Here is a 24,800-nt window from a genome sequence, read left to right as displayed (position 1 = left end):
TTGGCGAAATCGAGGAAGCCCGAAAGCCCGGCAAAAGCGGACGCCCAGACCAAGGGCCAGGATACGTCCGAGACCGCCGAGACCGAGGATACCACAGGCGCGGACAGCATCTCGGCTGCAAGCGACACGCCTGTTACCGACGCGACGAATTCCGAAACCTCTTTGTCGGATGCAGACATCAAGACCGATGCAGGCCCGAACACCGCGGCCGACGACAAGGACCTGACGGAAGACAAGCCGGATGTCAGCGAAGCCGAGGCCCTGAGCGTCGCCGATCCGGAGCCCGTGCTTGATACCGCGTCGGAGCCCGGGTCCGCGACGGATGACGATGGCACGAAAGACGCAGGCAAGACCGATGAACCGCTGGATGGGGAGTCCGGAATGGCTGCGTCCGGTGCCGACCCGGAAGGAACCGGGGATGCGCCGGACAGCCCTGACATCGATGCCCCATCGGCTGTGACTGTCGTTCAGGAAAAGGTCATTGAGCACAAGGCGGGCTTCGTGCCGACGCTGCTGGGTGGCGTCCTTGCAGCCGCCATCGGCTTTGGGTTGTCGCAATATCTTGGCGGCGACCTTTTCGGCGACAACGATGCATTCGCCAACGAAACCCGTGCGGCCCTGACCGAACAGACCGACAGCCTCGATGCACTGAATGGCCGCATCGACGGTCTGCAAGAGTCCATGCCGGTGATCGACCTGACCTCGGTTGAAACCGCCATCGCCGGATTGAGCGCGCGCAGCGAAGAACTGGGCACTGCGCTTGGTGACCTGACGGGTCGGATGACCGCGTTGGAAGAGGGCGGCGCGGCATTGGGCAATCGCGTGACGGAACTGGAAAAGGCCCCTGTGGAAGACGCCGTTTCGCCCGCAGCGATCGCCGCCTATGAACAGGAAATCGCGCGTTTGCGCGAAGAGGTTCAGGCCACATTGGCCGATGTCGAAGTCCAGCGGCAGGAAATCTCGGCCATCGCCGAAGAAGCCGTTGCCGCCGAACGCAATGCCAACCTGCGTGCATCGCGGGCAGAGTTGCGCGGCGCGTTGGCGGAATTGACGACCGAAGTCGATGCCGGTCGGCCCTTCGCCGATGCGCTGGCCCCCCTCGAGGCCTCGGATATGGTCGACGTGCCGGAGGTGCTGAGCGCGAATGCGACCGAAGGCGTCGCAACGCAGGCCGAATTGATCGACACCTATCCAGACGCGGCCCGCGCAGCCCTTGGTGCTGCCCGCAGCGCCACGGCAGACGAAGGCGGCGGCAATCGACTTGGCAGCTTCTTCGCCGAACAGCTGGGCGCACGCTCGGTCACGCCGCGCGACGGCACCAGTGCCGACGCGATCCTGTCACGCGCCGAAGCGGCGGTGAAAGGCGGCGATCTCGACACGGCTATCAACGAAATCTCCACCCTGCCAGAAGCGTCTCGAACGGCGCTTCAAGAATGGGTCACTCGCGCCGAGACGCGGGCCGCGGCGATTGCCGCGACCGATGCGCTCTCTGCCGAACTGGATACGGAATAAGGGTCGGTTCATGCTCTGGTCACTCATCAAGATCATTCTTTTCGTCGCGATCATCGCGATCCTGACCCTTGGCGCCAGTTACCTCATGGAGGCGCAGGGCGGTGTGCAGATCACCGTCGCGGGAATGGAGTTTACCTTCGGGCCGCTGCAATCGGTCATCGCCGCGGTGATACTGTTCGTGGCCGTCTGGCTTCTGCTCAAGATCGTATCGTTGCTGGTGGCGGTGCTGAAGTTCATCAACGGCGACGAGACCGCCATTACCCGCCACTTCGATCGCAACCGCGAACGCAAGGGCTATGCCGCGCTTGGCGATGGGCTGACGGCGCTGGCGTCGGGCGAAGGACGGGTCGCACTGGCCAAGGCGCAGAAGGCGGAACGCTACCTGCACAAGCCTGAATTGACCGACCTGCTGCAGGCGCAGGCCGCCGAGCAGATGGGCGACGGCAAGAAGGCCGAGGAAATCTACAAGCGGCTACTGAAGAACGACGCCACCCGCTTTGTCGGGGTGCGTGGGATCATGAAGCAACGCATGGCCGTGGGCGATACAGACACCGCGCTGCAACTGGCCGAACGTGCCTTCGCGATCAAGCCGAAGCACGAAGAGGTCCAGAATGCGCTGTTGCAGTTGCAGGCCAAGAAATCCGATTGGGCCGGGGCCCGCAAGACGCTGGCGGCCAAGCTGAAATCCGGCAACATGCCGCGCGACCTGCACAAACGGCGCGATGCGGTTCTGGCCTTGTCCGAGGCGAGGGACATCCTGGACGAGGGCAAGGACATCGAAGCCCGCGAAGCCGCGATCAGCGCCAACAAGACGTCGCCCGACCTTGTTCCCGCCGCGGCCATGGCCGCCCGCGGTTTCATCACAGACGGGCGCAAGAAGAACGCCACGCGACTGCTGAAAAAGGCCTGGCAGGCGCAGCCGCATCCCGATCTGGCCGCGGCCTTTGCAGAGATTGAACCGGCCGAAAGCCCGGCCGAACGGCTCAAGCGCTTTCGCACGTTGACCGCGATCCACCCCGATCATCGGGAAACCCGGCTGCTGTCTGCCGAACTGCATCTTGCCGCCGAGGATTTTCCGGGGGCGCGACGCGCGGTCGGCAAGCTTTGGGAAACGGATCCCGACGCCCGCGTCCTGACCGTCATGGCCGCCATCGAACGTGGCGAAGGCGCCGACGACGCCATTGTGCGCGGTTGGCTTGCCAAGGCGCTGACAGCCCCGCGCGGTCCCCAGTGGGTGTGCGAGAACTGCAATAACATCCAGACCCAGTGGTCGCCGATCTGTCACAATTGCGATGCCTTCGACACGCTGAGCTGGAAGACACCGCCAAAAACCGACGAGTCCCTGCCCGTCGGCGCCGAGATGCTGCCGCTTCTGGTCGGACCTTCGGCGATGCCCGAAAACGACAAGGCCGTGCCCGACCCGATTGACGAGGTCGTGACACCGGACCCGGACGTTCCCGAGGCCGAACTGGCCGACGAAACCGCCGAAGGCGACACCGTCGCCGCCGATGGCAAGGATGTGGAACAGCCACAGGCAGAGGTGCAAAAGGCGTCCTGACACCGCGCAAGTCCTCCGCGCGGTGCTTTTTATGGCGCGCGCGGGGGATGTGAGGACGTTCGTCTCGGAACGGTAACGGCGCGGGGGTTTGCGAACGTGCGGCGCAGGTGGGAGATGGCGCTGAACCGGTTCGCATCGACGCGCGTACCATCCGGCCCGCGTGACGGTCATTGACCGGAAAGTTGGTGGTGCCCCAAGACGGACTCGAACCGCCGACCTACTATTTACGAAACAGTTGCTCTACCAGCTGAGCTATTGGGGCCGCGCGATGGACCGATTAACCGCTCGGCGCGGCCCGTGCAAGATGGAATTGCGCTCCGCACCGACCCGCCGCCCTTACTGCGTTTGAAAACGCCTATTTGCCGGAATAGTCCCGATACCACGCGACGAACTGCCTGATCCCGTCGCGAAAATCGGTCCGCGGGCGGTATCCCGTCAGGGTGTGTAGAAGCGTCGCGTCGGCCCAGGTGGCGTAGACATCGCCGGGCTGCATTTCCATGAAGTTCTTTTCGGCTTTCATGCCCAGCGCGTCTTCGATGCCTTCGATGAAATCCATCAGCCGCACCTTGTCGGAATTGCCGATATTGACCACGCGAAAGGGGGCGACCGGGCTGAGATTGTCGCCCGCGACCCGGGTCTCTTCGCCGCCCGGCACGGCATCCATCAACAACCGGATGCCGCGCACCAGGTCGTCGATATAGGTAAAATCGCGAAACATGTCGCCGTGGTTGTAGATATCGATGGGTTTGCCATCGAGGATCAGATCGACAAACTTGTAGAACGCCAGATCGGGACGGCCCCAGGGGCCATAGACTGTGAAGAACCGGAACATGGTGATCGGCACGCCGTGGATATGCGCCCAGCTATGTCCCATGCTTTCATTGGCTTTCTTGGTTGCCGCATACATCGTCAGCTGTGTGTCGGCCTTGTCGGTCTCCTTGAAGGGCATCTCTTCATTGGCGCCATAGACCGACGAGGTCGAGGCCATCAAAAGGTGCTGGACGTCATGCCGCCGCGCCGCCTCCATCACGGAAAAGGTGCCCATGACATTCGACGTCAGGTAGGCCTTGGGGTTCTCCAGCGAATACCGCACCCCTGCCTGCGCCGCGAGATGCACGATAATCTCGGGCCGGAACGAATCGGCCACGGCATCGAACGCCTCCTGATCCTCAAGCAGTGCCTCGGTCGCGGTGAATCCGGGTTTCTGATGCAGGGTCGCGTGGCGGCGCTGTTTCAGGCGCACGTCGTAATAATCGTTCATTCCGTCATAGCCGTGAACGATGTGACCCTCGTCCAGTAGAAGCCGGGCCAGGTGGAAGCCGATGAAGCCGGCCGAACCGGTGATGAGGACGCGCGCCATGTGAGCCTTCCTGCAATGCGTCCGCATCATTAGAAGCCAGCGACCGGCTTGAAAACCCAAAAGGCGGCGAAGGGACCTGACGCAGGTGGCGTTCATCTTGTCGTGAAAACGCGCATCGGGCTTTGCCACCAAGCGCTTTCTGCGAAAGGTTGTGCCCTGCACCAGGGAGGAAGCCCATGTTCCAGATGTTCCGAAATGCGCTTGTCGCCGTGGCGATAGCGTTCCCCGTTCAGGCGCTCCATGCGGCAGAGATTATCGTGGCGGGGGGCTGTTTCTGGTGCGTAGAGGCTGATTTCGAGAAAGTCGCAGGCGTCTCGGAGGTGGTGTCGGGCTATACCGGCGGCAGCGTCGCGAACCCGACCTACAGCCAGGTGACCGCCGGTGGGACCGGGCATTTCGAGGCGGTGGAGATCATCTACGATGCCTCCCGGATCAGTCGCCCGCAGCTTTACGACCTGTTTCTGCGATCCATCGACCCGTATGACGACGGCGGCCAGTTCTGTGATCGTGGCGATTCCTATCGACCGGCGATTTTCGTGGGCAACCCTAGGGAACGCGCCGATGCCGAGGCGGCCAAGGCCCGCGCCGAGGCCGAACTGGGGCGCAAGGTGCGCGTGCCGATTTTGGACGCGGCGCGCTTCTACAAGGCCGAGGGATATCACCAGAACTACTACAAGAGCAGCGAAAAAACCCTGACCCGCTTTGGTTATGTGGATCGGGCGATCGCCTACAAGCGCTATCGGCAAGCCTGTGGCCGCGACCAGCGCGTGCGGCAGATCTGGGGCGACAACGCGCCGTTCGCCGGCGGCTAGGCGGCGTCGGGTCCGAACCGTTCCTCGATATCCCTGAGATCGGGGATCACGTCTGCGGTGCCGACCCGCGTCACCATGATCGCCCCGGCCTTGGTGGCGAGGTCAAGCGACTGGCGCATCGAAAAGCCCCGATCGAGTCCGGCAATCAGAAAACCGGTGAACGTGTCTCCTGCCCCGGTCGTATCGACCGCCTCGGATTTGATCGCCGGTATTTCGGTTGCGGTGCCGGTGTCGGTTTCGTACCACACAGCACCTTGCGCGCCTCTGGTGACGACCACATCGCGCACCGGCAATGCATCCGCGCCGAGCCCGGTGGCATCCAGCAATTGCCGGGCCTCGACCGCGTTCAAAACCAACAGATCGAGAAGCGGCAGAACCGCCATGACAGCCGCAACCTCGAACGGAGCCGCCGCATAGGCAACGCGCATGCCCTGCGCCGACGCCAGTGTCGCACCCTTCAGCTGCGCGTTGGTCTCGTTCTGGAACACGAAGATGTCGGTGACCGCCGCCACCGCCAGCCGTTCCGCCAGGCGTTTCTCGGAAATCGCGTGATTTGCGCCGGGATAGAGAATGATCTGGTTCTCGCCCGCATCGTCCACCGCGATGATCGCGTGCCCCGACGCGTCGTTCATCCGGTCAACCGCGCGGGTATCGACACCGTATTCCATCAACCGTTCGATCATCCAGCCGCCGTCATCGCCAACAGCCCCCAGATGCGCCACTCGCGCACCGGCCCGGGCTGCGGCGACCGACATGTTCGCGCCCTTGCCGCCAAGACCGCGCGAATACGCCGTCGAGGCCAGCGTCTCTCCGGCTTGGGGCAGGTGCGGGACGCGATAGACGTGGTCCGCATTGATCGAGCCGAGGTTCCAGATCGTCATTTGCGCCCCTCTTGGTGTATGAACCGTCTCTGTTTCAGCCGACTTCGCAGGCGGCAAGAACGGCCATGTTGGTAATATCGTTGGCCGTCGCCGTCGATGAGCAGATCTGGATCGAATGATCGACACCTGCCAGGATCGGCCCGACCACCGTCGCACCGGCCATTTCCTGCATCAGCTTGGTCGAGATCGACGCTGAGTGCCGCGCCGGAACAACAAGGATATTCGCAGGCCCGGTCAGCCGCTGGAACGGATAGGCTTTCTGAGCCCTGGTGTTCAACGCCACATCGACGGTCATCTCGCCTTCGTATTCGAAACCGACGCCCCGTTTGTCCAGCACCATGGGGGCAAGCCGCATCTTCTCGGCGCGTTCCGAGTTCGGATAGCCGAAGGTCGAGAAAGAGACGAAGGCGACGCGCGGCTCGAGCCCCAGATGCCGCGCGACACCGGCAGCGCGTTCGGCAATGTCGGCAAGGTCGTGTTCGTCGGGCCATTCATGCACAAGCGTGTCGCCGATCAACACGATCCGGCCCTTGTGAATCAACGCGGTGACCCCGGCAGCGCCCTGCTTGGCGTCCGCATCGAAGACGAGGTTCAGCCGCTCCATCACATGCGAGGACTTCCGCGTCGCACCGGTGACCAGACCGTCACCGTGATCATGCGCCAGCATCAGGGCGGCAAAGACGTGCCGGTCGCGCGCGGCCTGCCGATGCACATCCTGCCGATCCATGCCCTTGCGCTGGTTCCGTGCGTAAAGAAAATCCTTGTAGGTTTCGAGATGCCGGGTGTTCGCCGCATTCACCACCTCGATCTCGCGGATGGCATCGCCCATGCCCGCGGCCTCGAGCTTGGCGCGCACGTCCGGTTCGCGCCCGACCACGATCGCCTTGCCAAAACCCGAGCGCTGGTAGCTGACAGCGGCCCGCAGGACCCGTGGGTCGTCGCCTTCGGCAAAGATCATGCGGGCCTGCGCCGCACGCGCCCGGGCGCTGATGCCTTGCAGGATCGACGCGGTCGGATCGAGCCGCGTCTTGAGCGAAACCTCGTAGGCGTCCATGTCGACGATGGGCCGCCTCGCAGCCCCGGAATTCATCCCTGCCCGCGCGACAGCCGGTGGAATACGGTAGATCAGACGCGGATCGAACGGCGTCGGAATGATATATTCGCGTCCGAAGGCAAGCGTTTTTCCATAGGCCACCGCGACCTCGTCCGGCACATCTTCGCGGGCCAGTTCGGCGAGCGCCTCGGCGCAGGCGATCTTCATCTCGTCGTTGATTGCCCGCGCATTGATATCGAGCGCACCGCGAAAGAGGTAGGGAAAGCCCAGAACATTGTTCACCTGGTTTGGATAATCCGAGCGCCCCGTGGCCACGATGGCATCCGGGCGCACGTCATGGGCCTCTTCGGGCGTAATCTCGGGGTCGGGATTGGCCATCGCGAAGATCACCGGGTTTTCGGCCATCGCGGCCACCATGTCCTGGGTCACCGCGCCTTTGGCCGACACGCCAAGGAACACGTCGGCCCCGATCATCGCCTCTTCCAGCGTGCGCGCCTCGGTTGCGATTGCATGGGCGGATTTCCATTGGTTCAGCCCATCGGTCCTGCCCTGGTAGATCACGCCCTTGGTGTCGCATACGATGCAATTGTCGTGCCTAGCCCCCATGGATTTCAGCAACTCGATACAGGCGATCCCCGCAGCGCCCGCGCCGTTGAGCACGATCTTCACATCTTCGATCTTCTTGCCCGAAATGTGCAGCGCGTTGATCAGGCCAGCGGCGCAGATCACGGCGGTACCGTGCTGGTCATCGTGGAAGACCGGGATGTTCATTTCTTCCTTCAGACGCTGCTCGATGATGAAACACTCGGGCGCCTTGATATCCTCGAGGTTGATGCCGCCGAAGGTCGGTTCCATCAGCTTGACGGCCTTGCAGAACGCGTCCGGATCTTCGGTATCAAGCTCGATATCGATGGAGTTCACATCGGCGAAGCGCTTGAACAGAACCGATTTGCCCTCCATCACCGGCTTCGATCCAAGCGCACCGAGGTTGCCCAGCCCGAGCACCGCCGTGCCGTTCGAGATGACAGCGACGAGGTTGCCCTTGTTCGTGTAGTCATAGGCAAGTTCGGGATTGGCGGCGATTTCCTCGCAGGGCACCGCGACGCCCGGCGAATAGGCCAACGACAGGTCGCGCTGCGTGGTCATCGGCACGGTGGCCTGTACTTCCCACTTTCCGGGCGTCGGCTCCAGGTGGAAGGCCAATGCTTCTTCGCGGGTGTATTTCTGCCGTACCATGCGTTCCTCCCAGACATGCCGATCCGGCTTAGCCGAGCGGTGCGTCACCCTCAACTGATATAGCGCTAACGGTCCGGGCGCGATTTCCGGCTTTCACCCCGTTGCGGGCGTTTGTAGGGTCGCGCGAAGCAACAGCGATGGGGGTCGCATGAACGCCGTGACGCCGATGATGGCGCAATATCTCGAGATCAAGGCCGGGCATCCCGAAGCGCTTCTGTTCTATCGGATGGGGGATTTCTACGAACTGTTTTTCGATGATGCGGCGGCGGCGGCAGAGGCGCTCGATATCGCGTTGACCAAGCGCGGCAAGCATGACGGCGAAGACATCCCGATGTGCGGTGTCCCGGTGCATGCCGCCGAGGGGTATCTTCTGACGCTGATCCGAAAGGGTTTTCGCGTTGCGGTCTGCGAGCAGATGGAAAGCCCGGCCGAGGCGAAAAAGCGCGGCTCCAAATCCGTCGTCCGGCGAGAAGTGGTGCGGCTTGTGACCCCCGGCACGCTGACCGAAGAAAGCCTGCTTGAAGCGCGCAGGCACAACTTTCTGGCCGCTTTGGGCCATATCAGAGACGAATATGCACTGGCCTGGGCGGATATTTCGACCGGCGCGTTCCACGTGATGAAGCTGGGCGCGGCGCGGATCGGATCGGAGCTTGCGCGCCTCGCCCCGGCGGAGCTGTTGCTATCCGAGGCCAGCGAAGAGACCATGCGCGAGGTTCTGGGCGACCTCGGGATCGAGCCGAGCGTGCTTTCGCGCGCGTCTTTCGACTCGCGGTCTGCGGAAAACCGGCTGTCGGCGCTTTTTGGCGTTGCCTCGCTGGAACCGTTCGGAGATTTCAACCGCGTCGAGATGTCGGCAATGGGGGCGCTTGTCGACTACCTCGATATCACCCAGAAGGGAAAGCTGCCGCTTCTGCGCCCGCCCCGCCAGGACCAGGTGTCCCGACTGCTTCAGATCGACGCCGCGACCCGTGTAAACCTTGAATTGACGCGCGGCGCCGGGGGGGCACGGGCCGGATCGCTGCTGTCGGTGATCGACCGCACGGTCACCGCCGGTGGTGCCCGCCTGCTCGAGAGGCGGCTGTCGTCACCTTCGCGCGAACTCGATGTCATTCACGCCCGACAAGACGCCGTGACCTGGGCCATCGAGACGCCGAAACAGGCTCTGACCTTGCGGGAATCGCTTCGTCGCGTGCCTGACATGGATCGCGCCCTATCACGGCTTTCGCTTGATCGCGGCGGCCCCAGAGATCTTGCGGCGATGCGCAATGCCCTGACGCAGGCCGAAGCTATTGCCGGATCGCTGGACGACATGAGCTTGCCCACCATTCTGAGCGAGGCGCGCGCGGCCCTTGTGGGTCACGCGAAACTCCTTGACCATCTCGACCGAGCATTGGTGGCAGAGCCGCCGCTGTTGGCGCGGGATGGTGGTTTTATCGCCGATGGATACTGCGACACGCTTGATGAAGCTCGTGGGTTGCGCGATGCGGGTCGCGGAGTCATTGCCAGATTGCAGGCCGAGTATTCCGAACGGACAGGCATCGGGTCGCTGAAGATCAAGCACAACAACGTTCTGGGCTACTTCATCGAGACGACCGCAACGCATGCCGCCAGGATGATGGCCCCGCCCCTGTCCGAAACCTTCATTCACCGACAGACCACGGCTAACCAGGTACGGTTCACGACGGTCGACTTATCGGAGATGGAGACCAAGATACTGAATGCCGGCGGGCGGGCGCTTGAGCTTGAAAAGCGTCTCTATGACAGCCTGAAAGCAGAAATTCTGGCGCATGCGCCCGCGCTTTCGGCGTTGGCCTTTGGACTGGCGGAACTCGACGTTGCTGTGGCCATGGCCGACCTTGCCCGGGCGAAGGACTGGAGCCGGCCCATCGTCGACGGAAGCAGAACGTTCCACGTGGAACAGGGACGGCATCCGGTGGTCGAGCAGGCATTGCGGGCGCAGGGCGGCGCACCTTTCATTGCCAATGACTGCAACCTGTCGCCTGAAGGGGAAGGACCGGCGCTGGAATTGCTGACCGGCCCCAACATGGCGGGCAAGTCCACCTATCTGCGGCAAAACGCATTGATCGCGATCCTTGCACAGATGGGGGCCTATGTACCGGCGCGCGCCGCGCATATCGGCTGTGTCAGCCAGATCTTCAGCCGCGTTGGAGCATCGGACGATCTCGCCCGCGGGCGGTCCACCTTCATGGTCGAGATGGTGGAAACCGCTGCCATTCTCAATCAAGCCGATGCGCATGCGTTGGTGATTCTGGACGAAATCGGGCGAGGCACCGCCACCTATGACGGCCTGTCGATCGCCTGGGCCACGCTGGAGCACCTGGCAGAGATCAATCGTGTACGCGGCCTGTTTGCCACGCATTATCACGAAATGACGACGCTCGCCGGGAAGCTGGAGGGTGTGTCGAACGCGACCGTTGCCGTGAAGGAATGGAACGGCGAGGTCATCTTCCTGCACGAGGTGCGTCCCGGTGCTGCGGATCGGTCCTACGGCGTTCAGGTGGCGCAGCTTGCCGGGTTGCCCGCGGCGGTCATCCGCCGGGCGAAATCGGTTCTCGAGACATTGGAGAAGGGAGAGCGTGAGATAACCTCGCCAAAAGCGTTCATCGACGATTTGCCGCTTTTCTCTGCCGCAGCCCATGCCCCTGCCCCGCCCGTCAAGGCGGTGTCATCGGAAGTTGAGGAACGTCTTCGCGAGATCGTGCCTGATGACCTCAGCCCGCGCGAAGCGCTAGAGGCGCTGTATGAACTGCGCGGGCTGCTGTCGTGATGCAACTGGTCATCCGGGTGTCGAGCTGACGCCCACCTGGGCGGGTCGCAAAAGCCGATCGTGCAGCATGAACCCCTCGGTCGATACCTGAATGATGTCGCCCGCCTTGGTATTGGGTACCGGTGCCTCGAACATCGCCTCGTGGACCTGGGGGTCGAACCGGTCACCTGCTTCGGGCTTGATGACCTCGATTCCGTGTTTCTTGAACACCGATTGCAGCTCGCGCAGCGTCAGTTGAACACCTTCGAGCAATGCCACCGAGATCTGCTTTTGTTCGTCATTTGCCGCCGTCAGCGCCCGTTGAAGGTTGTCGTAAACCGGCAGCAGATCGCGTGCGAGCCGCGTTGATCCATAATTCTCGGCCTCGCGACGGTCGCGATCGGCGCGCTTGCGGGCGTTTTCGGCATCGGCAAGCGCCCGCATGAAGCGGTCCTTGTATTGGTCGCGCTCGGCCTCAAGCTCGGCGATGCGGTCGGCATCGCTGGGTTCAGCCACTTCGTCCGCCTCTTCCTGCGCGTCAGCCTCCGCTTCAAGCGCATCGAGATCGTCGAGGAAATCGTTGTTCTTTGGATCAGCCATGTCTTGCCTCTATTTCCGGTCGGACAGTAACTTTCCAACCAGCTGTGCGGTGTAATCCACGATCGGAACAATCCGACCATAGTTGAGACGCGTGGGTCCGATGACACCCACGGCGCCGATAATCTTTCGGTCCGAGTTCATATATGGAGAGACCACCAGAGAGGAACCCGAAAGCGAGAAAAGTTTGTTTTCCGAACCGATGAAAATGCGCACGCCCTCGCCATCTTCGGTCAGTTCGAGGAATTCAGCGATATCGCGCTTGCGTTCAAGGTCATCGAAGAGCGTCCGAATGCGTTCGATGTCCTCGGCACGGGAATCGTCGCCAAGCAGGTTCGCGCGGCCCCGCACGATCAGCCGTTCGGCACGGTCGCCTTCTTCGGCCCAGACGGCGAGGCCCGACTGCACCAGGTCATGGGCGAGCGAATCAATTTCGCGGCGGCGGGCTTCGATATCCTTTCCCATATCGCGGCGCAGTTCCGACAGGGTGCGGCCCTCGACCAGCGCATTGAGAAAGTTGGCTGCTTCCCGCAAGGACGATGGGGTGAGACCCGGCGGCGGCGTGAAGACACGGTTTTCCACATGTCCATCGCCAAACACCAGAACCACCAGGGCGCGGTTCTGTGCCAGAGAGACGAATTCGATATGACGGATTGGTGCCTCGTGCTTGGGGGTCAGAACAAGCGACGCACCATGGGTCACGCCTGAAAGCGCGGAACCGATCCGGTCGAGAAGATTGCCCACATCGTCAGTATTGCTTCCCAGAGTGGCGTCGATCTTCGTTCGGTCCTCTGAATCGAGATCGCGCACCTCGAGAAGTCCGTCGACGAACAGGCGCAATCCGATCTCGGTAGGAACGCGACCGGCGCTGACATGGGGGGAATCGAGCAGTCCCAGAAATTCGAGATCCTGCATCACGTTGCGGACCGTGGCCGCCGATACCTTTTCCGACAAGGTTCGGGTGAGGGTGCGGGACCCCATCGGCTCGCCGCTTTCAAGATAACCCTCGACCACCCTGCGGAAAACCTCGCGCGACCGGTCGTTCAGCTGATCGAAAAGTTTGGTGCCGTCCTGCATGTTCGAAGATACCCCTATCGGGATCACTAAAAAAGGCGTGTGCGCCCGGGTCAATCGGGGTTGCTCGTACCGGGTTGGCCTCTGTATGCCATGGCCAAACCAAGGAGTACCACAATGCGACCATCCGGACGTGATTTAAGCGAAATGCGCGCAGTTTCAATCGAGACCGACGTAACAAAGCACGCGGAAGGTTCGTGTCTGATCAAGATCGGTGACACCCATGTGTTGTGCACCGCCAGCATCGAGGATCGCGTGCCGCCCTTCATCAAGGGTTCGGGACTGGGCTGGGTAACTGCCGAGTACGGAATGCTGCCGCGGTCGACCTCGTCGCGCATGCGTCGCGAAGCAACCAGTGGCAAGCAGGGCGGGCGCACGGTCGAAATTCAGCGCCTGATCGGGCGATCCCTGCGCGCCGGCGTTGACCGTGTGGCCATGGGCGAGCGGCAGATCACCGTCGATTGCGACGTCATTCAGGCCGATGGTGGAACGCGTTGTGCGTCAATCACCGGGGGATGGGTCGCTCTCAAGCTTGCGGTGAACCAACTTATGAAGATCGGTGACATCATTTCCGATCCGCTAATCTCGCCTGTGGCTGCGGTGAGCTGCGGTATCTATGCCGGGCAGCCGGTGCTTGATCTGGACTATCCCGAGGACAGCGAAGCAGGGGTCGATGGAAACTTCATCCTTCGGGGTGACGGACAGCTGATTGAAATCCAGATGTCAGCGGAAGGCTCGGTGTTTTCGCGCGATCAGATGGGACAGTTGATGGACCTGGCGGAAGCGGGCGTGTCGTCGCTGGTCGACGCCCAGCTGCGAGCGGTCGCGTGACACGGCGTCTGGAGGCGGACAAGCTGCTGGTTGCGACTCATAACAAGGGGAAACTGGAAGAGATTTCCGCGTTGTTAGAGCCGCATCGCGTCGCCTGCACCGGTGCGGCAGAGCTGGGCCTGCCCGAGCCTGAAGAGAGCGGCACAAGTTTCGTCGAAAACGCACGGATCAAGGCCCATGCCGCTGCTACAGAAACGGGGCTCCCTGCCCTCGCGGACGATTCGGGTATAGAGATCGATGCGCTTTCCGGCGCGCCGGGCGTCTACACCGCAGACTGGGCAGAGACCGACGCCGGTCGCGATTTCCGTATGGCGATGACGCGGGCCCATGACCGGCTGCTGGAGACAGGCGCACCGAAACCCTGGACCGCTCGCTTTTGCTGTACCCTGGTTCTTGCATGGCCTGACGGGCACGATGAAGTATTTGAAGGCGTCATGCCCGGCCAGATCGTATGGCCCATGCGTGGCGACCAAGGGCATGGCTACGATCCGATCTTCCAACCTGACGGGTATGATGTGACGTTTGGTGAAATGGACCGCTGGAAGAAGAACGAAATCAGTCATCGTGCCGACGCGATGAACAAGTTCCTGAAAGGCTGTTTTGGCTGAAAACTGGCAGACAGGCGGGTTTGGTCTCTATGTGCATTGGCCGTTCTGCGAAGCCAAGTGCCCCTATTGCGACTTCAATTCCCATATAACCCGTCAAGTCGACCATATGCGATGGAAACGTGCATTCCTGAGTGAGATCGCCCGTGTTTCCGAAGAAACCGGCCCTCGCATCCTGTCGTCGATCTTCTTTGGCGGTGGGACCCCCAGCCTTATGCCTCCTGACCTGGTTGCCGACATCGTGGCGGCTGCGACATCGGTCTGGACGCCTGCCAATGACATCGAGATCACTCTTGAGGCCAATCCAAGGTCGGTAGAAGCGGAACGATTTCGCGGGTTCAAGGATGGTGGCGTAAATCGCATTTCCATGGGCCTGCAGGCCCTAAATGATGCGGACCTCAAGCGGCTTGGACGCTTGCATTCCGTTTCCGAGGCAAAAGCGGCCTTCGAGGTCGCGCGTGATGTATTTGACCGTATCAGCTTTGATCTGATCTATGCCCGACAAGACCAGACGCTCGACGACTGGCGCAAAGAGCTATCTCAGGCCCTGACCATGGCGGCGGATCATCTGTCGCTTTATCAGTTGACGATCGAACGCGGGACCGCTTTCTGGGAGCGTCAGACCCGCGGCGCCCTGAAAGGATTGCCGGACGAGGACCGCGCGGCTGACTTGTTCCTGCTCACGCAAGATCTCTGCACGGACGCCGGTCTGCCAGCATATGAAGTCTCTAACCATGCCAAAAGCGGTGCTGAGTCCCGACATAACCTGGTATACTGGCGGTATGGCGACTATGCGGGCATCGGGCCCGGGGCCCATGGGCGGCTGACAGTGTCAGACAAGAAATCCGGCACAGAAGCTTGGCGGAACCCCGGCGCATGGCTGGATGCGGCAGAGAAGGGTGATGGTACCCGCTTTTCCGTTGAGATCCCGGCGCAGGAACAGGCGACGGAATATCTGATGCTTGGGTTGCGTATATCGGAAGGCATCGATCTTGCGCGGCTTCATCGGATGAATCCTGCCGCCGCATCGGTCGAACACAGACGGGACCTTATCGAAAACAGATTGCTTTGGGAAAGAGATGGGCGGATTGGTGTCACAGATGCGGGACGGTTACTGCTGAATTCGATTATTTCAGAGCTTTTAGCTGACTAATTCAGCCCGAAGCGCTGAGCATCCCGCACAGCGCATCCAGCTGTTCAAGAGTATCGTATGAGACAGTCAACTGACCTGCTTCCGCGCCGGGTTTGTGATTGATGGTCACCTTCATGCCCAACGCCGCAGAGAGGTCGCTTTCAAGTGCACGCGTATCGGCATCCTTCTCGATCCCCATACCATCTTTTCGGACTGTACGCCTTTCAGTACGCGTCGCTTCGGATTTCGCCAATTTTTCGGTGTCTCGTACCGAAAGGTTTCGTGATAACACCCTTTTGGCAAGTTCGGACGGATCTGTCGCAGTGATCAGAGCACGCGCGTGACCTGCGCTGAGCTTTCCCTCGGTGACATACGACTGGACGTCATCCGGGAGGTTCAACAGGCGCATCAGGTTGGCGATATGCGAGCGACTTTTCCCCAAAGCTTCGGCCAGTTTTTCCTGCGTATGTCCGAACTTGAACATCAACTGGCGGTAACCGGCGGCTTCCTCGATGGCGTTCAAATCAGCGCGTTGGATATTCTCGATGATCGCAACTTCCAGAACTTCCGTGTCCGTGAAGGTTCGGACGAGCACGGGCATCTCGTGAAGCTGGGCCATCTGCGCCGCGCGCCACCGGCGCTCTCCTGCGACAATCTCGAAACGCCCGTCGCTTTCAGGCTTTTCCCGAACGATAATCGGTTGAATAACACCCTTGGCTCTAATTGAATCGGCAAGTTCCGCCAGCTGGTCTTCTGTGAAGGATCGCCGCGGCTGGTCCGGATTTGGCACGATCCTGTCTATCGGGATCATCCGGTCGGGGCTGCGCGAATTTCCTGTCGAAGGGTCCGTGGCGACCTGAGGCTCTACGTCCGCCATAAGAGCTGACAGTCCCCGGCCCAATCCCCGTCTTTCACGTTTCTCCGCCATCGGTCTGCCCCTCCTATCAAGCCGCTGTTCTGGTGTTTGTCGAAAGAATTTCCTGAGCGAGGGCGCGATAAGCCGCGGCCCCCTTGGATGCAGTGTCGTAGGATAAAACCGGCATGGCGTAAGACGGAGCTTCGCTGACCCGAACGTTTCTCGGGATCACCGTTCGGTAAACCAGTTCGCCCAGGTTTGAGCGCGCGTCATCTTCGACCTGCTGTGAAAGATTGTTTCTGGCATCGTACATGGTCAGGACAACGCCTTCGATGCGCAAATCCGGGTTGGCCGTCTGCCGGACCTCCCGGATCGTCATCATCAATTGCGACAATCCTTCAAGCGCAAAAAATTCGCTTTGGAGCGGCACCAAGACAGAGTGCGCGGCAACCATGGCGTTGACGGTCAGGAGGTTGAGGGACGGCGGACAATCGATGAGAATCAAGTCGTAAGCATACGCGTCGATGGCTGTTTGACGAAGTGCGTCATGCAGAAGAAAGCTGCGCTTTTCATTGGCAATCAATTCGATATCTGCCGAACTGAGATCGACCGTCGCTGGGATTAGCGAAAGATTGTCAATCGCGGTGGGTTTTATCACCTCTTCCAGGGCGACATCGTCCAATAAAAGTTCATAGGTCGTGTATTCGCGATCCGTTGGCTCAATACCGAGACCGGTGGATGCATTGCCTTGCGGATCAAGATCGACGATCAGAACGTTCAGCCCTTGTTCAGCAAGTGCAGCACCTAAATTTATCGTTGTGGTCGTTTTTCCGACGCCGCCCTTCTGGTTTGCGACAGCGATGATTTTGGGTCCCGCAGGACGGCTCGGATCAGACATTCGCAATGTTTCCGATGCTGAGAATAACGGCGTTGGGATCTGTGGTACTCTTAACCACCTCGTATTCGAAAGACCATTCTCTCCGTGCGGCTTCGAGTTCTTTTTTCCATGTCGCGCCCTTCAGGAACAATGCCCGCGACGTTGGTGCCATGTGCGGTTTCGCATAGGCCAATAGCTGAGTAAGGTCAGCCAAGGCGCGGGCACTCACGATGTCAACTTTCTGAGGGCCCAACTTTTCAATCCGTTGCGTCAAAACTTTGGCATTCAATCCGAACTCGCGGATGGCGGTTCTGAGAAAGACGGCCTTTCGACCGTCGCTTTCAACAAGGGTAAACGTCAGGTCTGGATTATGACGTTTTGCGAAGATTGCCGCCACGATACCCGGAAAGCCGCCACCAGATCCAAGGTCCAGCCATTGCGATTTTCCTGCGGGCGTAAATTGTTTGAGTTGAAGTGAGTCCGCGATGTGGCGGTTCGCTATGTCCGCTAAAGACTGCCGCGAAATCAGGTTAATCTTCGCAGACCAAAGTTCGACCAGTGCCACAAAGCGACTTAAGTCGACCAGTGTTTCACGTGAAACATCCCACTCTTCACCAAGATCGATCATGCCGAACGTCGACGCTTATCCTGCCGCAGCTTGGCAAGGATCAAAGACAAGGCCGCTGGGGTCATCCCTTCAACGCGGGAAGCCTGGCCCAGGTTATCGGGGCAAGCTTCGGACAATTTTGCCCTGAGTTCATTCGACAATCCTTGTAGAGAGGAATAATCAAAATTTGACGGTATGACCGCCCCTTCGTCCTTGATCAGCGCTTCAACATCCTGCTGTTGGCGCGAAATATAATGTGCGTACAGAGCTTCTTTTCCCAATTGTCGCGCGATAGCGGTCGATATCGTTGACAGTTCAGGCTCCAGCGTCGTGAGGCTCTCGAACGACACATGCGGAATCGCCAACAATTCATATGCGGACTTTTTCTGGCCGTCCCGACCGGATTTTTGGCCCAGCGCCTGTATCTGTTGCGAAGTGAATCTAGTCGCTCTCAACTGTCGCGCGCCTTCTTTGAGATCAGCCTTCTTCTGTTCAAAAATGGTTTGTCGACGCTCTGCAACACATCCGATCTCTATCCCAATGTCCGTCAACCTCTGGTCGGCATTGTCCGCCCTCAAAGACAGCCGGAACTCCGCACGTGACGTAAACATACGGTAAGGTTCGGTCACGCCTCGGGTCGTGAGATCGTCAATCATCACACCGATGTAAGAATTTGAGCGGCTAAAGCGAACCGGATCCCGGCCAAGAACAGAGCGTGCCGCATTCAAACCTGCGACAAGACCTTGCGCTGCGGCTTCCTCATAACCAGTCGTCCCGTTTATCTGCCCCGCCAAGTAAAGACCTGGTGCGTCTCTCACCGCCAACGTCAGATCCAAGGAACGCGGATCGACATAATCATATTCAATTGCATAGCCCGGCTGCAGGATCTCCGCATTTTCCAACCCCGGTATCGAGTGGACGTATTGCAGCTGTACGTCCTCTGGAAGCGACGTGGAGATACCGTTTGGATAGATAACGTCGGTATCAATGCCCTCTGGCTCCAGGAAAATCTGATGCGATGACTTGTCGGCAAATCGTACGACCTTGTCCTCGATGGATGGGCAGTAGCGAGGACCGATGCCATCGACGTGACCACCATACATTGCCGATCGGTCGAGGTTTTTTCGGATAATGGCGTGCGTTTGCGAACTTGTGTGTGTGATATGGCAGCTAACCTGAGTTGCAACCGGTGCGTCTGACAAGAACGAAAACATCGTCGGCGCGTCGTCACCTGGTTGCTCCGCCAATCCGGCGTAATCGATCGTCGTTCCATCCAGCCGCGGAGGCGTTCCGGTCTTCAACCGACCCAAAGGCAAAGCCAATGCGTCGATACGTTTGGCCAGATCGTTACTCGGACGATCCCCCATGCGACCTCCCTCGTAAGAGACGTCGCCGATATGGATCTTGCCACGAAGGAACGTTCCAGACGTGAGTATCACACACTTGGCCCGCAGCTTTTGACCGGCCGCCAAATGCACACCAGTGACATGGCCGTTTTCCATCAGCAGATCGATAACCTCGCCTTCCAAAATATGAAGCTTGGACTGCTTAGTTGTTACGGAAAGCATCTCACGCCGGTATATCTGGCGGTCGACCTGAGCACGCGGACCCTGGACAGCCGGGCCCTTGCTTTTGTTCAACAGTCGGAACTGGATACCGGCCAGATCTGCAACCCGGCCCTGGACTCCGTCCATGGCATCGATTTCCCGTACCAGGTGTCCTTTTCCAAGTCCTCCGATAGCCGGGTTACAAGAAAGCGTTCCGATGTCCGTCTCTCGCATGGTGACAAGCACGGTTTCCACACCCATGCGAGCGGCAGCATGAGCAGCTTCCGTGCCCGCGTGGCCACCGCCGATCACAACGACGTCTGCGTCAAGATGTTTCACGTGAAACACTCCTCACTTTCCCAGGCAAAAGTTCGAAAAGACTTCATCCAACACCGACTCAACACCGATATGACCGACGAGGGACTCCAGACGCCGAATGGCTGTCCTGACCTCCTCCGCCGCAAGATCATAGGTTTCACTACCCGCCAAACACACGTCGATCGCAACTCCAAGCTGAACAACCGCTTCCTTCATCGCAATCCGGTGCCGCTCACGGGTGGCTAATCCTGCTCTACCGGCACGTGCTTTCAGCTGCTCGGTGACCTCGGCTATTACACGACTCAGACCAGCACCGCTCTTCGCCGAGATCGACCCGTCGCGCATGGAAATATCGCCCTTGGTCCAGTATATCAGATCGCCTTCGCTCGGTTGAAGATCAAGCTTTTCGTCCTGGTACCGAAGAAATACACGCAGGTCAGCCGCTTCCGCACGCTCAACTGCCCGCTTGACACCCAGCGCCTCAATCGAATCCTCGGTTTCTCGCAACCCGGCAGTATCAATCAAGGTCACCGGCAAACCCGCGAGATCCATGCGAACCTCGATGACGTCGCGTGTTGTGCCGGCAATTTCCGACGTGATCGCCGCATCTCGCCCGGCCAGTGCGTTCAGAAGGGTTGATTTCCCGACATTGGGAGCTCCGACAATCGCAACCTCGAATCCAAGGCGAACACGCTCGGCAAAGGAAAATCCCTGCAACTCGTGCGAGATATCGGCGCGGACCTCGCGTAGCAACTCGATCACTTCCGCAGACACATCTTCCGGAACCTCTTCATCCGCGAAGTCGATCACCGCCTCAAGAAGCGACGCGGCCCGGATCAGCGATTGCCGCCAACGCGCGACTTTCTGCCCCAGCGCGCCCGAGAAAACGCGCAGCGCCTGCTGGCGTTGCCCTTCGGTTTCCGCATCAATGAGGTCCGACAATGCCTCGACCTGCGCCAGGTCCAAGCGTCCATTTTCAAGCGCTCGTCGTGTAAACTCACCAGGATGGGCCAGTCGCAAACCCGGCATGTGACCTAGTTCATCAAGCACCGCTCGCACAATTGCAATCGAGCCGTGCAGATGAAGTTCGACAATGTCTTCGCCGGTAAAGCTCTGCCCGCGTGAAAAGCACAGCACCAGGCCCTCATCAAGATACCCGCCATCCCGCCCGGTCAAACGACGAACTGCGGAATGCCGGGGTTCCGGCAACGACCCCGCAAGGACTTCGCCCGCGACAAACGCCGACGGGCCGGATATTCGAACTATCGCAACGCCAGCTTTTCCCTCCGCAGTCGCGAGGGCGAAAATCGTGTCCATTGCCGATCTCCTGACACGCCGCTCAGGTGTTCATCGAATCGAAAAACTCGGCGTTCGACTTCGTCTGTTTCAGCTTCGATATCAGGAATTCGACAGCATCGGTGGTACCCATCGGGTTCAGGATCCGGCGCAGAACGAAGGTCTTCTGAAGATCTCCCTTGTCCACCAGCAACTCTTCCTTACGCGTGCCCGACTTGAGGATATCCATTGCCGGGAACACCCGCTTGTCCGCAACCTTGCGATCCAGCACGATCTCGGAATTGCCCGTACCCTTGAACTCTTCGAAGATCACCTCGTCCATCCGGCTACCCGTATCGATAAGCGCGGTCGAGATGATTGTCAGCGAACCGCCCTCTTCGATGTTCCGTGCCGCACCGAAAAACCGCTTGGGACGCTGAAGCGCATTCGCATCGACCCCGCCGGTCAGCACCTTGCCCGAAGACGGCACCACGGTGTTGAATGCCCTACCAAGTCTGGTGATCGAATCGAGCAGAATAACGACATCTCGTTTGTGCTCGACCAGGCGTTTGGCCTTTTCGATCACCATCTCGCTGACAGCCACGTGCCGCGTCGCAGGTTCGTCGAAGGTCGAGGAGATCACCTCACCCTTCACGGATCGCTGCATGTCCGTCACTTCTTCGGGTCGCTCATCAATCAGCAACACGATCAGATAACACTCCGGATGGTTCTGCTCGATCGAGGCCGCGATGTTCTGCAAAAGAACCGTCTTGCCCGTGCGCGGCGGTGCCACGATCAGACCTCGCTGGCCCTTTCCGATCGGCGCGACAAGATCGATGATCCGGGCAGACCGATCCTTGATCGTCGGATCCTCGATTTCCATCTTCAGCCGTTCATCCGGATAAAGCGGTGTCAGGTTGTCGAACGCAATCTTGTGCCGGGTCTTCTCGGGCTCTTCGAAATTGATCTCCGTGACGTCCATCAAGGCAAAATACCGCTCCGAGTCCTCGGGTGCCTTGATCTGCCCATCGATCGTATCGCCCGTGCGCAACGAAAACTTCCGGATCATGTCCGGCGAGACATAGATGTCATCCGGACCCGGCAAATAATTGGCCTCCGGCGACCGCAGGAACCCAAACCCGTCCTGAAGCACTTCCAGCACCCCATCGCCATAGATGTCCCATCCTTCATCCGCGCGCTCGCGCAGGATCTGGAACATCATCTCGCCTTTCCGCATGGTCGAGGCGTTCTCGATCTCCAGCTCTTCCGCAAGCGCCAGAAGATCCTTCGGAGATTGCGCCTTCAGGTCGGCAAGGTTCAGCTTTTCAAGGTTCATGGATCGCCCTCAATGCCACGCAACGCGGGCATGTCTCTCATGTCTATCAATGGGAAAGTCGTGCTCCCGGACGGGATTGCGATCTGGCTAAGACCTCTTGGCGTCAAAGTCAAACACTCAAGGGGCACGCTGTCGGGCCCTCCGGTTGACCTGTCATTCTTAATTAAATGATAAGTAAATATAAGATTGATGTAAGCTTTAGGCGATCGCGGATCCTGTGGATTATCGCGGTGTCCAAGACCTGTCCACAGCACCTCAACTTGGGGACAAATCTGTGCATCAGCGATGATAGCATCCAGATATCCAGAAAATTACTGTTTTAGATCATATATTTGACTGAAAACTCGGACGTCAGAGGTTCCGCGAATATCTTTTTGGACAAAGGCTTCTTTCGACAGGGTCACGCGTCACGCCAGTTGTCCCATCCCCACCTTCAACAACTCGTTCCGCGGCGGGGAAGAACCGTGGCATTGATCCCCACCTTGCAACCAGCGGCGATTTTCAACAGAAGCATCACTACAGGTGTACCGAAGTTTTCCGTCGGGTTTTCCACATGGTAAAAAACCTCATTCTCGCCTCGGCGTCATCCATACGCGCCCAGATGCTGACCCAGGCAGGGCTCGAATTCCGAATCGTTCCGGCGCGGATCGATGAAGAGGCCATTCGCCACAGCCTGTCCGCCGAAGATGCCCGGCCCCGCGACGTCGCTGACACACTCGCAGAAATGAAGGCCCGCAAGATCGCGGAAAAACATCCCGACGCGCTGGTGCTGGGTTGTGATCAGGTCCTGTCCCTCGGGCGCGACATTCTTGCCAAACCTGACACCATGGAAGACGCCCGATTGCAACTGCAGCGTCTTCGCGGGCAGACTCACATGCTGTTATCTGCCGCGGTACTCTATCAGGACGCCGCGCCCATTTGGCGTCATGTGGGACAGGCGCGGATGACCATGCGGGCCTTCACCGACACATATCTCGATGACTACCTGGACCGCAATTGGGACAGCGCCCGCCAGTCCGTCGGCGCATACAAGATCGAGGAAGAGGGCGTGCGCCTGTTTTCCCAGGTGCATGGCGATCACTTCGCGATCCTTGGACTGCCACTGTTGGATCTCTTGAATTTCCTGACGATCAGAGGAGATTTGCCTGCATGACCCCTGCCCGTATCCCCCTCGCCGGCGTGATCGGCGCGCCCATTGCGCATTCTCGTTCGCCGCGCCTGCATGGCTACTGGTTGAAGAAATACGGCATAGCCGGACACTATATTCCCATGGAAGTCCCCGAGCATCGGCTCGAGGAAAGCCTGCGTCTGTTGCCGGATCTGGGCTTTGTCGGCCTGAATGTCACCATCCCCTACAAGGAGAAGGTGCTTGAAATCGCCGATCTGGTCACCGACCGCGCCACGCTTATCGGTGCGGCGAACACGTTGATTTTCCGCAAGGATGGGAAGATCCATGCCGACAATACCGATGGATACGGATTTCTGGAGAACCTGCGTCAAGGTGCTCCGGACTGGGATCCCGAAGCGGGTCCCGCGGTTGTCTTCGGCGCAGGTGGGGCTGCCCGCGCGGTCCTGGCAACCCTGCTGGAAATCGGTGTGCCAGAGATCATCCTGACCAACCGCACCCGGCATCGGGCAGATCTGCTGGCGCGCGATCTGGGAACGCGGGTGTCCGTCGTCGATTGGGTGCAGGCTGGAAACGTGCTCGAGGCCGCGACCACCGTGGCAAATACCACGTCGCTTGGCATGGTCGGCAAACCGGAATTCCGGGTACCGCTTGACGGGCTGCGCGCTGGCACATTGGTGACCGATCTTGTCTATACGCCACTTGAAACAAGGCTCCTGCGCCAAGCAGCCGAACAAGGCTGCGTTGTGGTGGACGGTCTTGGCATGTTGCTTCACCAGGCCGTGCCCGGTTTTGAGCGTTGGTTCGGGACCCGCCCCGAGGTCGATGCCGCCACCCGTGCCGCGGTGCTGCGATGACCTTCAAGCTCGGCCTGACCGGCTCGATCGGCATGGGAAAGTCCACCACGGCGCAGATGTTCGCTGACGCCGGGGCCGCGGTCTGGGATGCCGACGCCGCCGTGCATCGTCTGTATGACAAAGGTGGTGCAGCGGTCGCGCCCATCGCGGCGCTCTTTCCGGATGCCATCGAACATGGTGCGGTGTCCCGCCCCGATCTGCGTCGGATTATCGCTGAGGACCCTCACGCACTGAAGAAGATCGAAGCGATCGTTCATCCCCTCGTCCGCAGTGACAGAGACGATTTTTCCAAAACAACCACTGCCGAGATCGCGGTTTTCGATATTCCACTGCTCTTCGAGACTGGCGCGCAGTCCGAAATGGATGCAACCGCGTGTGTCTATGTCTCCCACGACGAACAGAAACGGCGCGTCCTGGAGCGCGGGACCATGACCGAGGCAGCATTCGACACTATTCTTGCCAAACAGATGCCTGTTCAGGACAAACTCGATCGCGCCGACTTCGCCATTCGCACGCATGACCTTGAGACCGCCCGCGAGGATGTGCAAACTGTCCTTTTAGAGATCAGAAAGCGGCTCTAAC

The 24,800-nt window shown here is 59.9% G+C and carries 21 protein-coding genes and 1 tRNA gene; 10 read left to right on the top strand and 12 right to left on the bottom strand.

Annotated elements, in window-relative coordinates; translation table 11 throughout:
- On the top strand, positions 1-1,512 hold the full coding sequence (locus tag ACXYMN_RS05070; protein WP_459012403.1) for a COG4223 family protein: 1,512 nt from the start codon (positions 1-3) through the stop codon (positions 1,510-1,512).
- Between the two features lie 10 nt (positions 1,513-1,522).
- Positions 1,523-3,070 carry a heme biosynthesis HemY N-terminal domain-containing protein gene (locus ACXYMN_RS05065; protein ID WP_459012401.1) on the top strand — a complete coding sequence of 516 codons (1,548 nt, stop codon included), beginning with the start codon at positions 1,523-1,525 and terminating at the stop codon, positions 3,068-3,070.
- 186 nt (positions 3,071-3,256) lie between these two features.
- Here the strand turns inward: ACXYMN_RS05065 and ACXYMN_RS05060 are convergent.
- Both ACXYMN_RS05060 and ACXYMN_RS05055 read right to left on the bottom strand, forming a co-directional pair.
- A tRNA-Thr gene (locus tag ACXYMN_RS05060) sits at positions 3,257-3,332 on the bottom strand.
- A 93-nt stretch (positions 3,333-3,425) separates the two neighbouring features.
- Entirely contained in the window at positions 3,426-4,430 is a 1,005-nt protein-coding gene (locus tag ACXYMN_RS05055; protein ID WP_459012400.1) for an NAD-dependent epimerase/dehydratase family protein, read from the bottom strand.
- A 185-nt stretch (positions 4,431-4,615) separates the two neighbouring features.
- Between ACXYMN_RS05055 and msrA the strand changes: the two genes are divergently transcribed.
- Positions 4,616-5,242, top strand: a complete 627-nt coding sequence (msrA, locus tag ACXYMN_RS05050) for a peptide-methionine (S)-S-oxide reductase MsrA (RefSeq protein ID WP_459012882.1) — start codon at positions 4,616-4,618, stop codon at positions 5,240-5,242.
- Here the strand turns inward: msrA and ACXYMN_RS05045 are convergent.
- Together ACXYMN_RS05045 and ACXYMN_RS05040 are read right to left on the bottom strand one after the other, a co-directional pair.
- Positions 5,239-6,123, bottom strand: coding sequence for a PfkB family carbohydrate kinase (locus tag ACXYMN_RS05045; protein WP_459012399.1), 885 nt, complete (start codon positions 6,121-6,123; stop codon positions 5,239-5,241). The genes msrA and ACXYMN_RS05045 overlap by 4 nt on opposite strands.
- A gap of 34 nt (positions 6,124-6,157) precedes the next feature.
- A complete protein-coding gene (locus ACXYMN_RS05040) occupies positions 6,158-8,413 on the bottom strand; it encodes an NADP-dependent malic enzyme (protein WP_459012398.1) in 2,256 nt (751 codons plus the stop codon).
- Positions 8,414-8,561: 148 nt separating this feature from the next.
- Here ACXYMN_RS05040 and mutS point away from each other — a divergent pair, with 148 nt between their 5' ends.
- Positions 8,562-11,201: a DNA mismatch repair protein MutS gene (mutS, locus tag ACXYMN_RS05035; protein ID WP_459012397.1), complete on the top strand. Its 2,640-nt coding sequence runs from the start codon at positions 8,562-8,564 to the stop codon at positions 11,199-11,201.
- Between the two features lie 9 nt (positions 11,202-11,210).
- Here the strand turns inward: mutS and ACXYMN_RS05030 are convergent, their stop codons facing one another.
- Both ACXYMN_RS05030 and hrcA read right to left on the bottom strand, forming a co-directional pair.
- On the bottom strand, positions 11,211-11,780 hold the full coding sequence (locus tag ACXYMN_RS05030) for a nucleotide exchange factor GrpE (RefSeq protein WP_459012396.1): 570 nt from the start codon (positions 11,778-11,780) through the stop codon (positions 11,211-11,213).
- Positions 11,781-11,789: 9 nt separating this feature from the next.
- Positions 11,790-12,854: a heat-inducible transcriptional repressor HrcA gene (gene hrcA, locus ACXYMN_RS05025; RefSeq protein WP_459012395.1), complete on the bottom strand. Its 1,065-nt coding sequence runs from the start codon at positions 12,852-12,854 to the stop codon at positions 11,790-11,792.
- A 114-nt stretch (positions 12,855-12,968) separates the two neighbouring features.
- Here hrcA and rph point away from each other — a divergent pair, with 114 nt between their 5' ends.
- The 3 genes from rph to hemW are packed head-to-tail and all read left to right on the top strand — an operon-like array spanning position 12,969 to position 15,440.
- A complete protein-coding gene (gene rph, locus ACXYMN_RS05020; protein WP_459012394.1) occupies positions 12,969-13,682 on the top strand; it encodes a ribonuclease PH in 714 nt (237 codons plus the stop codon).
- A complete protein-coding gene (gene rdgB, locus ACXYMN_RS05015) occupies positions 13,679-14,290 on the top strand; it encodes an RdgB/HAM1 family non-canonical purine NTP pyrophosphatase (RefSeq protein WP_459012393.1) in 612 nt (203 codons plus the stop codon). Before rph ends, rdgB begins: the two co-directional genes overlap by 4 nt.
- Entirely contained in the window at positions 14,283-15,440 is a 1,158-nt protein-coding gene (gene hemW, locus ACXYMN_RS05010; protein ID WP_459012392.1) for a radical SAM family heme chaperone HemW, read from the top strand. Before rdgB ends, hemW begins: the two co-directional genes overlap by 8 nt.
- 1 nt (position 15,441) lies before the next feature.
- Here hemW and ACXYMN_RS05005 read toward each other — a convergent pair whose 3' ends face one another.
- From ACXYMN_RS05005 to rho, 6 genes are read right to left on the bottom strand one after another with little or no spacing between them, the layout of a single operon-like run.
- Entirely contained in the window at positions 15,442-16,347 is a 906-nt protein-coding gene (locus tag ACXYMN_RS05005) for a ParB/RepB/Spo0J family partition protein (protein WP_459012390.1), read from the bottom strand.
- 16 nt (positions 16,348-16,363) lie between these two features.
- Positions 16,364-17,173 (bottom strand): ParA family protein, encoded by an 810-nt coding sequence (locus ACXYMN_RS05000; protein ID WP_459012389.1) that lies wholly within the window; start codon positions 17,171-17,173, stop codon positions 16,364-16,366.
- Positions 17,166-17,780, bottom strand: coding sequence for a 16S rRNA (guanine(527)-N(7))-methyltransferase RsmG (rsmG, locus tag ACXYMN_RS04995; RefSeq protein ID WP_459012388.1), 615 nt, complete (start codon positions 17,778-17,780; stop codon positions 17,166-17,168). Before rsmG ends, ACXYMN_RS05000 begins: the two co-directional genes overlap by 8 nt.
- Positions 17,777-19,645 carry a tRNA uridine-5-carboxymethylaminomethyl(34) synthesis enzyme MnmG gene (gene mnmG, locus ACXYMN_RS04990; RefSeq protein WP_459012387.1) on the bottom strand — a complete coding sequence of 623 codons (1,869 nt, stop codon included), beginning with the start codon at positions 19,643-19,645 and terminating at the stop codon, positions 17,777-17,779. Before mnmG ends, rsmG begins: the two co-directional genes overlap by 4 nt.
- 12 nt (positions 19,646-19,657) lie before the next feature.
- Entirely contained in the window at positions 19,658-20,941 is a 1,284-nt protein-coding gene (mnmE, locus tag ACXYMN_RS04985; RefSeq protein WP_459012386.1) for a tRNA uridine-5-carboxymethylaminomethyl(34) synthesis GTPase MnmE, read from the bottom strand.
- Between the two features lie 22 nt (positions 20,942-20,963).
- On the bottom strand, positions 20,964-22,235 hold the full coding sequence (gene rho / locus ACXYMN_RS04980; protein WP_459012385.1) for a transcription termination factor Rho: 1,272 nt from the start codon (positions 22,233-22,235) through the stop codon (positions 20,964-20,966).
- 553 nt (positions 22,236-22,788) lie between these two features.
- On the opposite strand from rho, the gene ACXYMN_RS04975 reads away from it, so the two are divergent.
- Genes ACXYMN_RS04975 through coaE form a run of 3 tightly spaced genes read left to right on the top strand, consistent with a single transcriptional unit; the run spans position 22,789 to position 24,799 of the window.
- The gene (locus ACXYMN_RS04975) at positions 22,789-23,388 is read left to right on the top strand and encodes a Maf family protein (protein WP_459012383.1); all 600 of its coding nucleotides are present in this window, start codon (positions 22,789-22,791) and stop codon (positions 23,386-23,388) included.
- Entirely contained in the window at positions 23,385-24,218 is an 834-nt protein-coding gene (locus tag ACXYMN_RS04970) for a shikimate dehydrogenase (RefSeq protein WP_459012381.1), read from the top strand. Before ACXYMN_RS04975 ends, ACXYMN_RS04970 begins: the two co-directional genes overlap by 4 nt.
- The gene (coaE, locus tag ACXYMN_RS04965; protein ID WP_459012380.1) at positions 24,215-24,799 is read left to right on the top strand and encodes a dephospho-CoA kinase; all 585 of its coding nucleotides are present in this window, start codon (positions 24,215-24,217) and stop codon (positions 24,797-24,799) included. The genes ACXYMN_RS04970 and coaE overlap by 4 nt, the downstream gene beginning before the upstream one ends.
- The last annotated feature ends 1 nt before the right edge of the window (position 24,800 follow it).

This window comes from Roseivivax sp. CAU 1753 (assembly GCF_054482575.1).
The sequence above is the reverse complement of the archived record's forward strand: the minus strand, read 5'-3'. Positions and strand labels throughout refer to the sequence as shown.

Bases quoted from the DNA above. Each gene is read 5' to 3' on its own strand.
- msrA (WP_459012882.1), top strand. From the start codon at position 4,616: ATGTTCCGAAATGCGCTTGTCGCCGTGGCGATAGCGTTCCCCGTTCAG.
- ACXYMN_RS04970 (WP_459012381.1), top strand. From the start codon at position 23,385: ATGACCCCTGCCCGTATCCCCCTCGCCGGCGTGATCGGCGCGCCCATT.
- hrcA (WP_459012395.1), bottom strand. From the start codon at position 12,854: ATGCAGGACGGCACCAAACTTTTCGATCAGCTGAACGACCGGTCGCGC.
- ACXYMN_RS05040 (WP_459012398.1), bottom strand. From the start codon at position 8,413: ATGGTACGGCAGAAATACACCCGCGAAGAAGCATTGGCCTTCCACCTG.
- rsmG (WP_459012388.1), bottom strand. From the start codon at position 17,780: ATGATCGATCTTGGTGAAGAGTGGGATGTTTCACGTGAAACACTGGTC.
- coaE (WP_459012380.1), top strand. From the start codon at position 24,215: ATGACCTTCAAGCTCGGCCTGACCGGCTCGATCGGCATGGGAAAGTCC.
- ACXYMN_RS05000 (WP_459012389.1), bottom strand. From the start codon at position 17,173: ATGTCTGATCCGAGCCGTCCTGCGGGACCCAAAATCATCGCTGTCGCA.
- ACXYMN_RS05005 (WP_459012390.1), bottom strand. From the start codon at position 16,347: ATGGCGGAGAAACGTGAAAGACGGGGATTGGGCCGGGGACTGTCAGCT.
- rho (WP_459012385.1), bottom strand. From the start codon at position 22,235: ATGAACCTTGAAAAGCTGAACCTTGCCGACCTGAAGGCGCAATCTCCG.
- mnmE (WP_459012386.1), bottom strand. From the start codon at position 20,941: ATGGACACGATTTTCGCCCTCGCGACTGCGGAGGGAAAAGCTGGCGTT.
- ACXYMN_RS05055 (WP_459012400.1), bottom strand. From the start codon at position 4,430: ATGGCGCGCGTCCTCATCACCGGTTCGGCCGGCTTCATCGGCTTCCAC.
- mutS (WP_459012397.1), top strand. From the start codon at position 8,562: ATGAACGCCGTGACGCCGATGATGGCGCAATATCTCGAGATCAAGGCC.
- ACXYMN_RS04975 (WP_459012383.1), top strand. From the start codon at position 22,789: ATGGTAAAAAACCTCATTCTCGCCTCGGCGTCATCCATACGCGCCCAG.
- ACXYMN_RS05065 (WP_459012401.1), top strand. From the start codon at position 1,523: ATGCTCTGGTCACTCATCAAGATCATTCTTTTCGTCGCGATCATCGCG.
- rph (WP_459012394.1), top strand. From the start codon at position 12,969: ATGCGACCATCCGGACGTGATTTAAGCGAAATGCGCGCAGTTTCAATC.
- ACXYMN_RS05045 (WP_459012399.1), bottom strand. From the start codon at position 6,123: ATGACGATCTGGAACCTCGGCTCGATCAATGCGGACCACGTCTATCGC.
- ACXYMN_RS05030 (WP_459012396.1), bottom strand. From the start codon at position 11,780: ATGGCTGATCCAAAGAACAACGATTTCCTCGACGATCTCGATGCGCTT.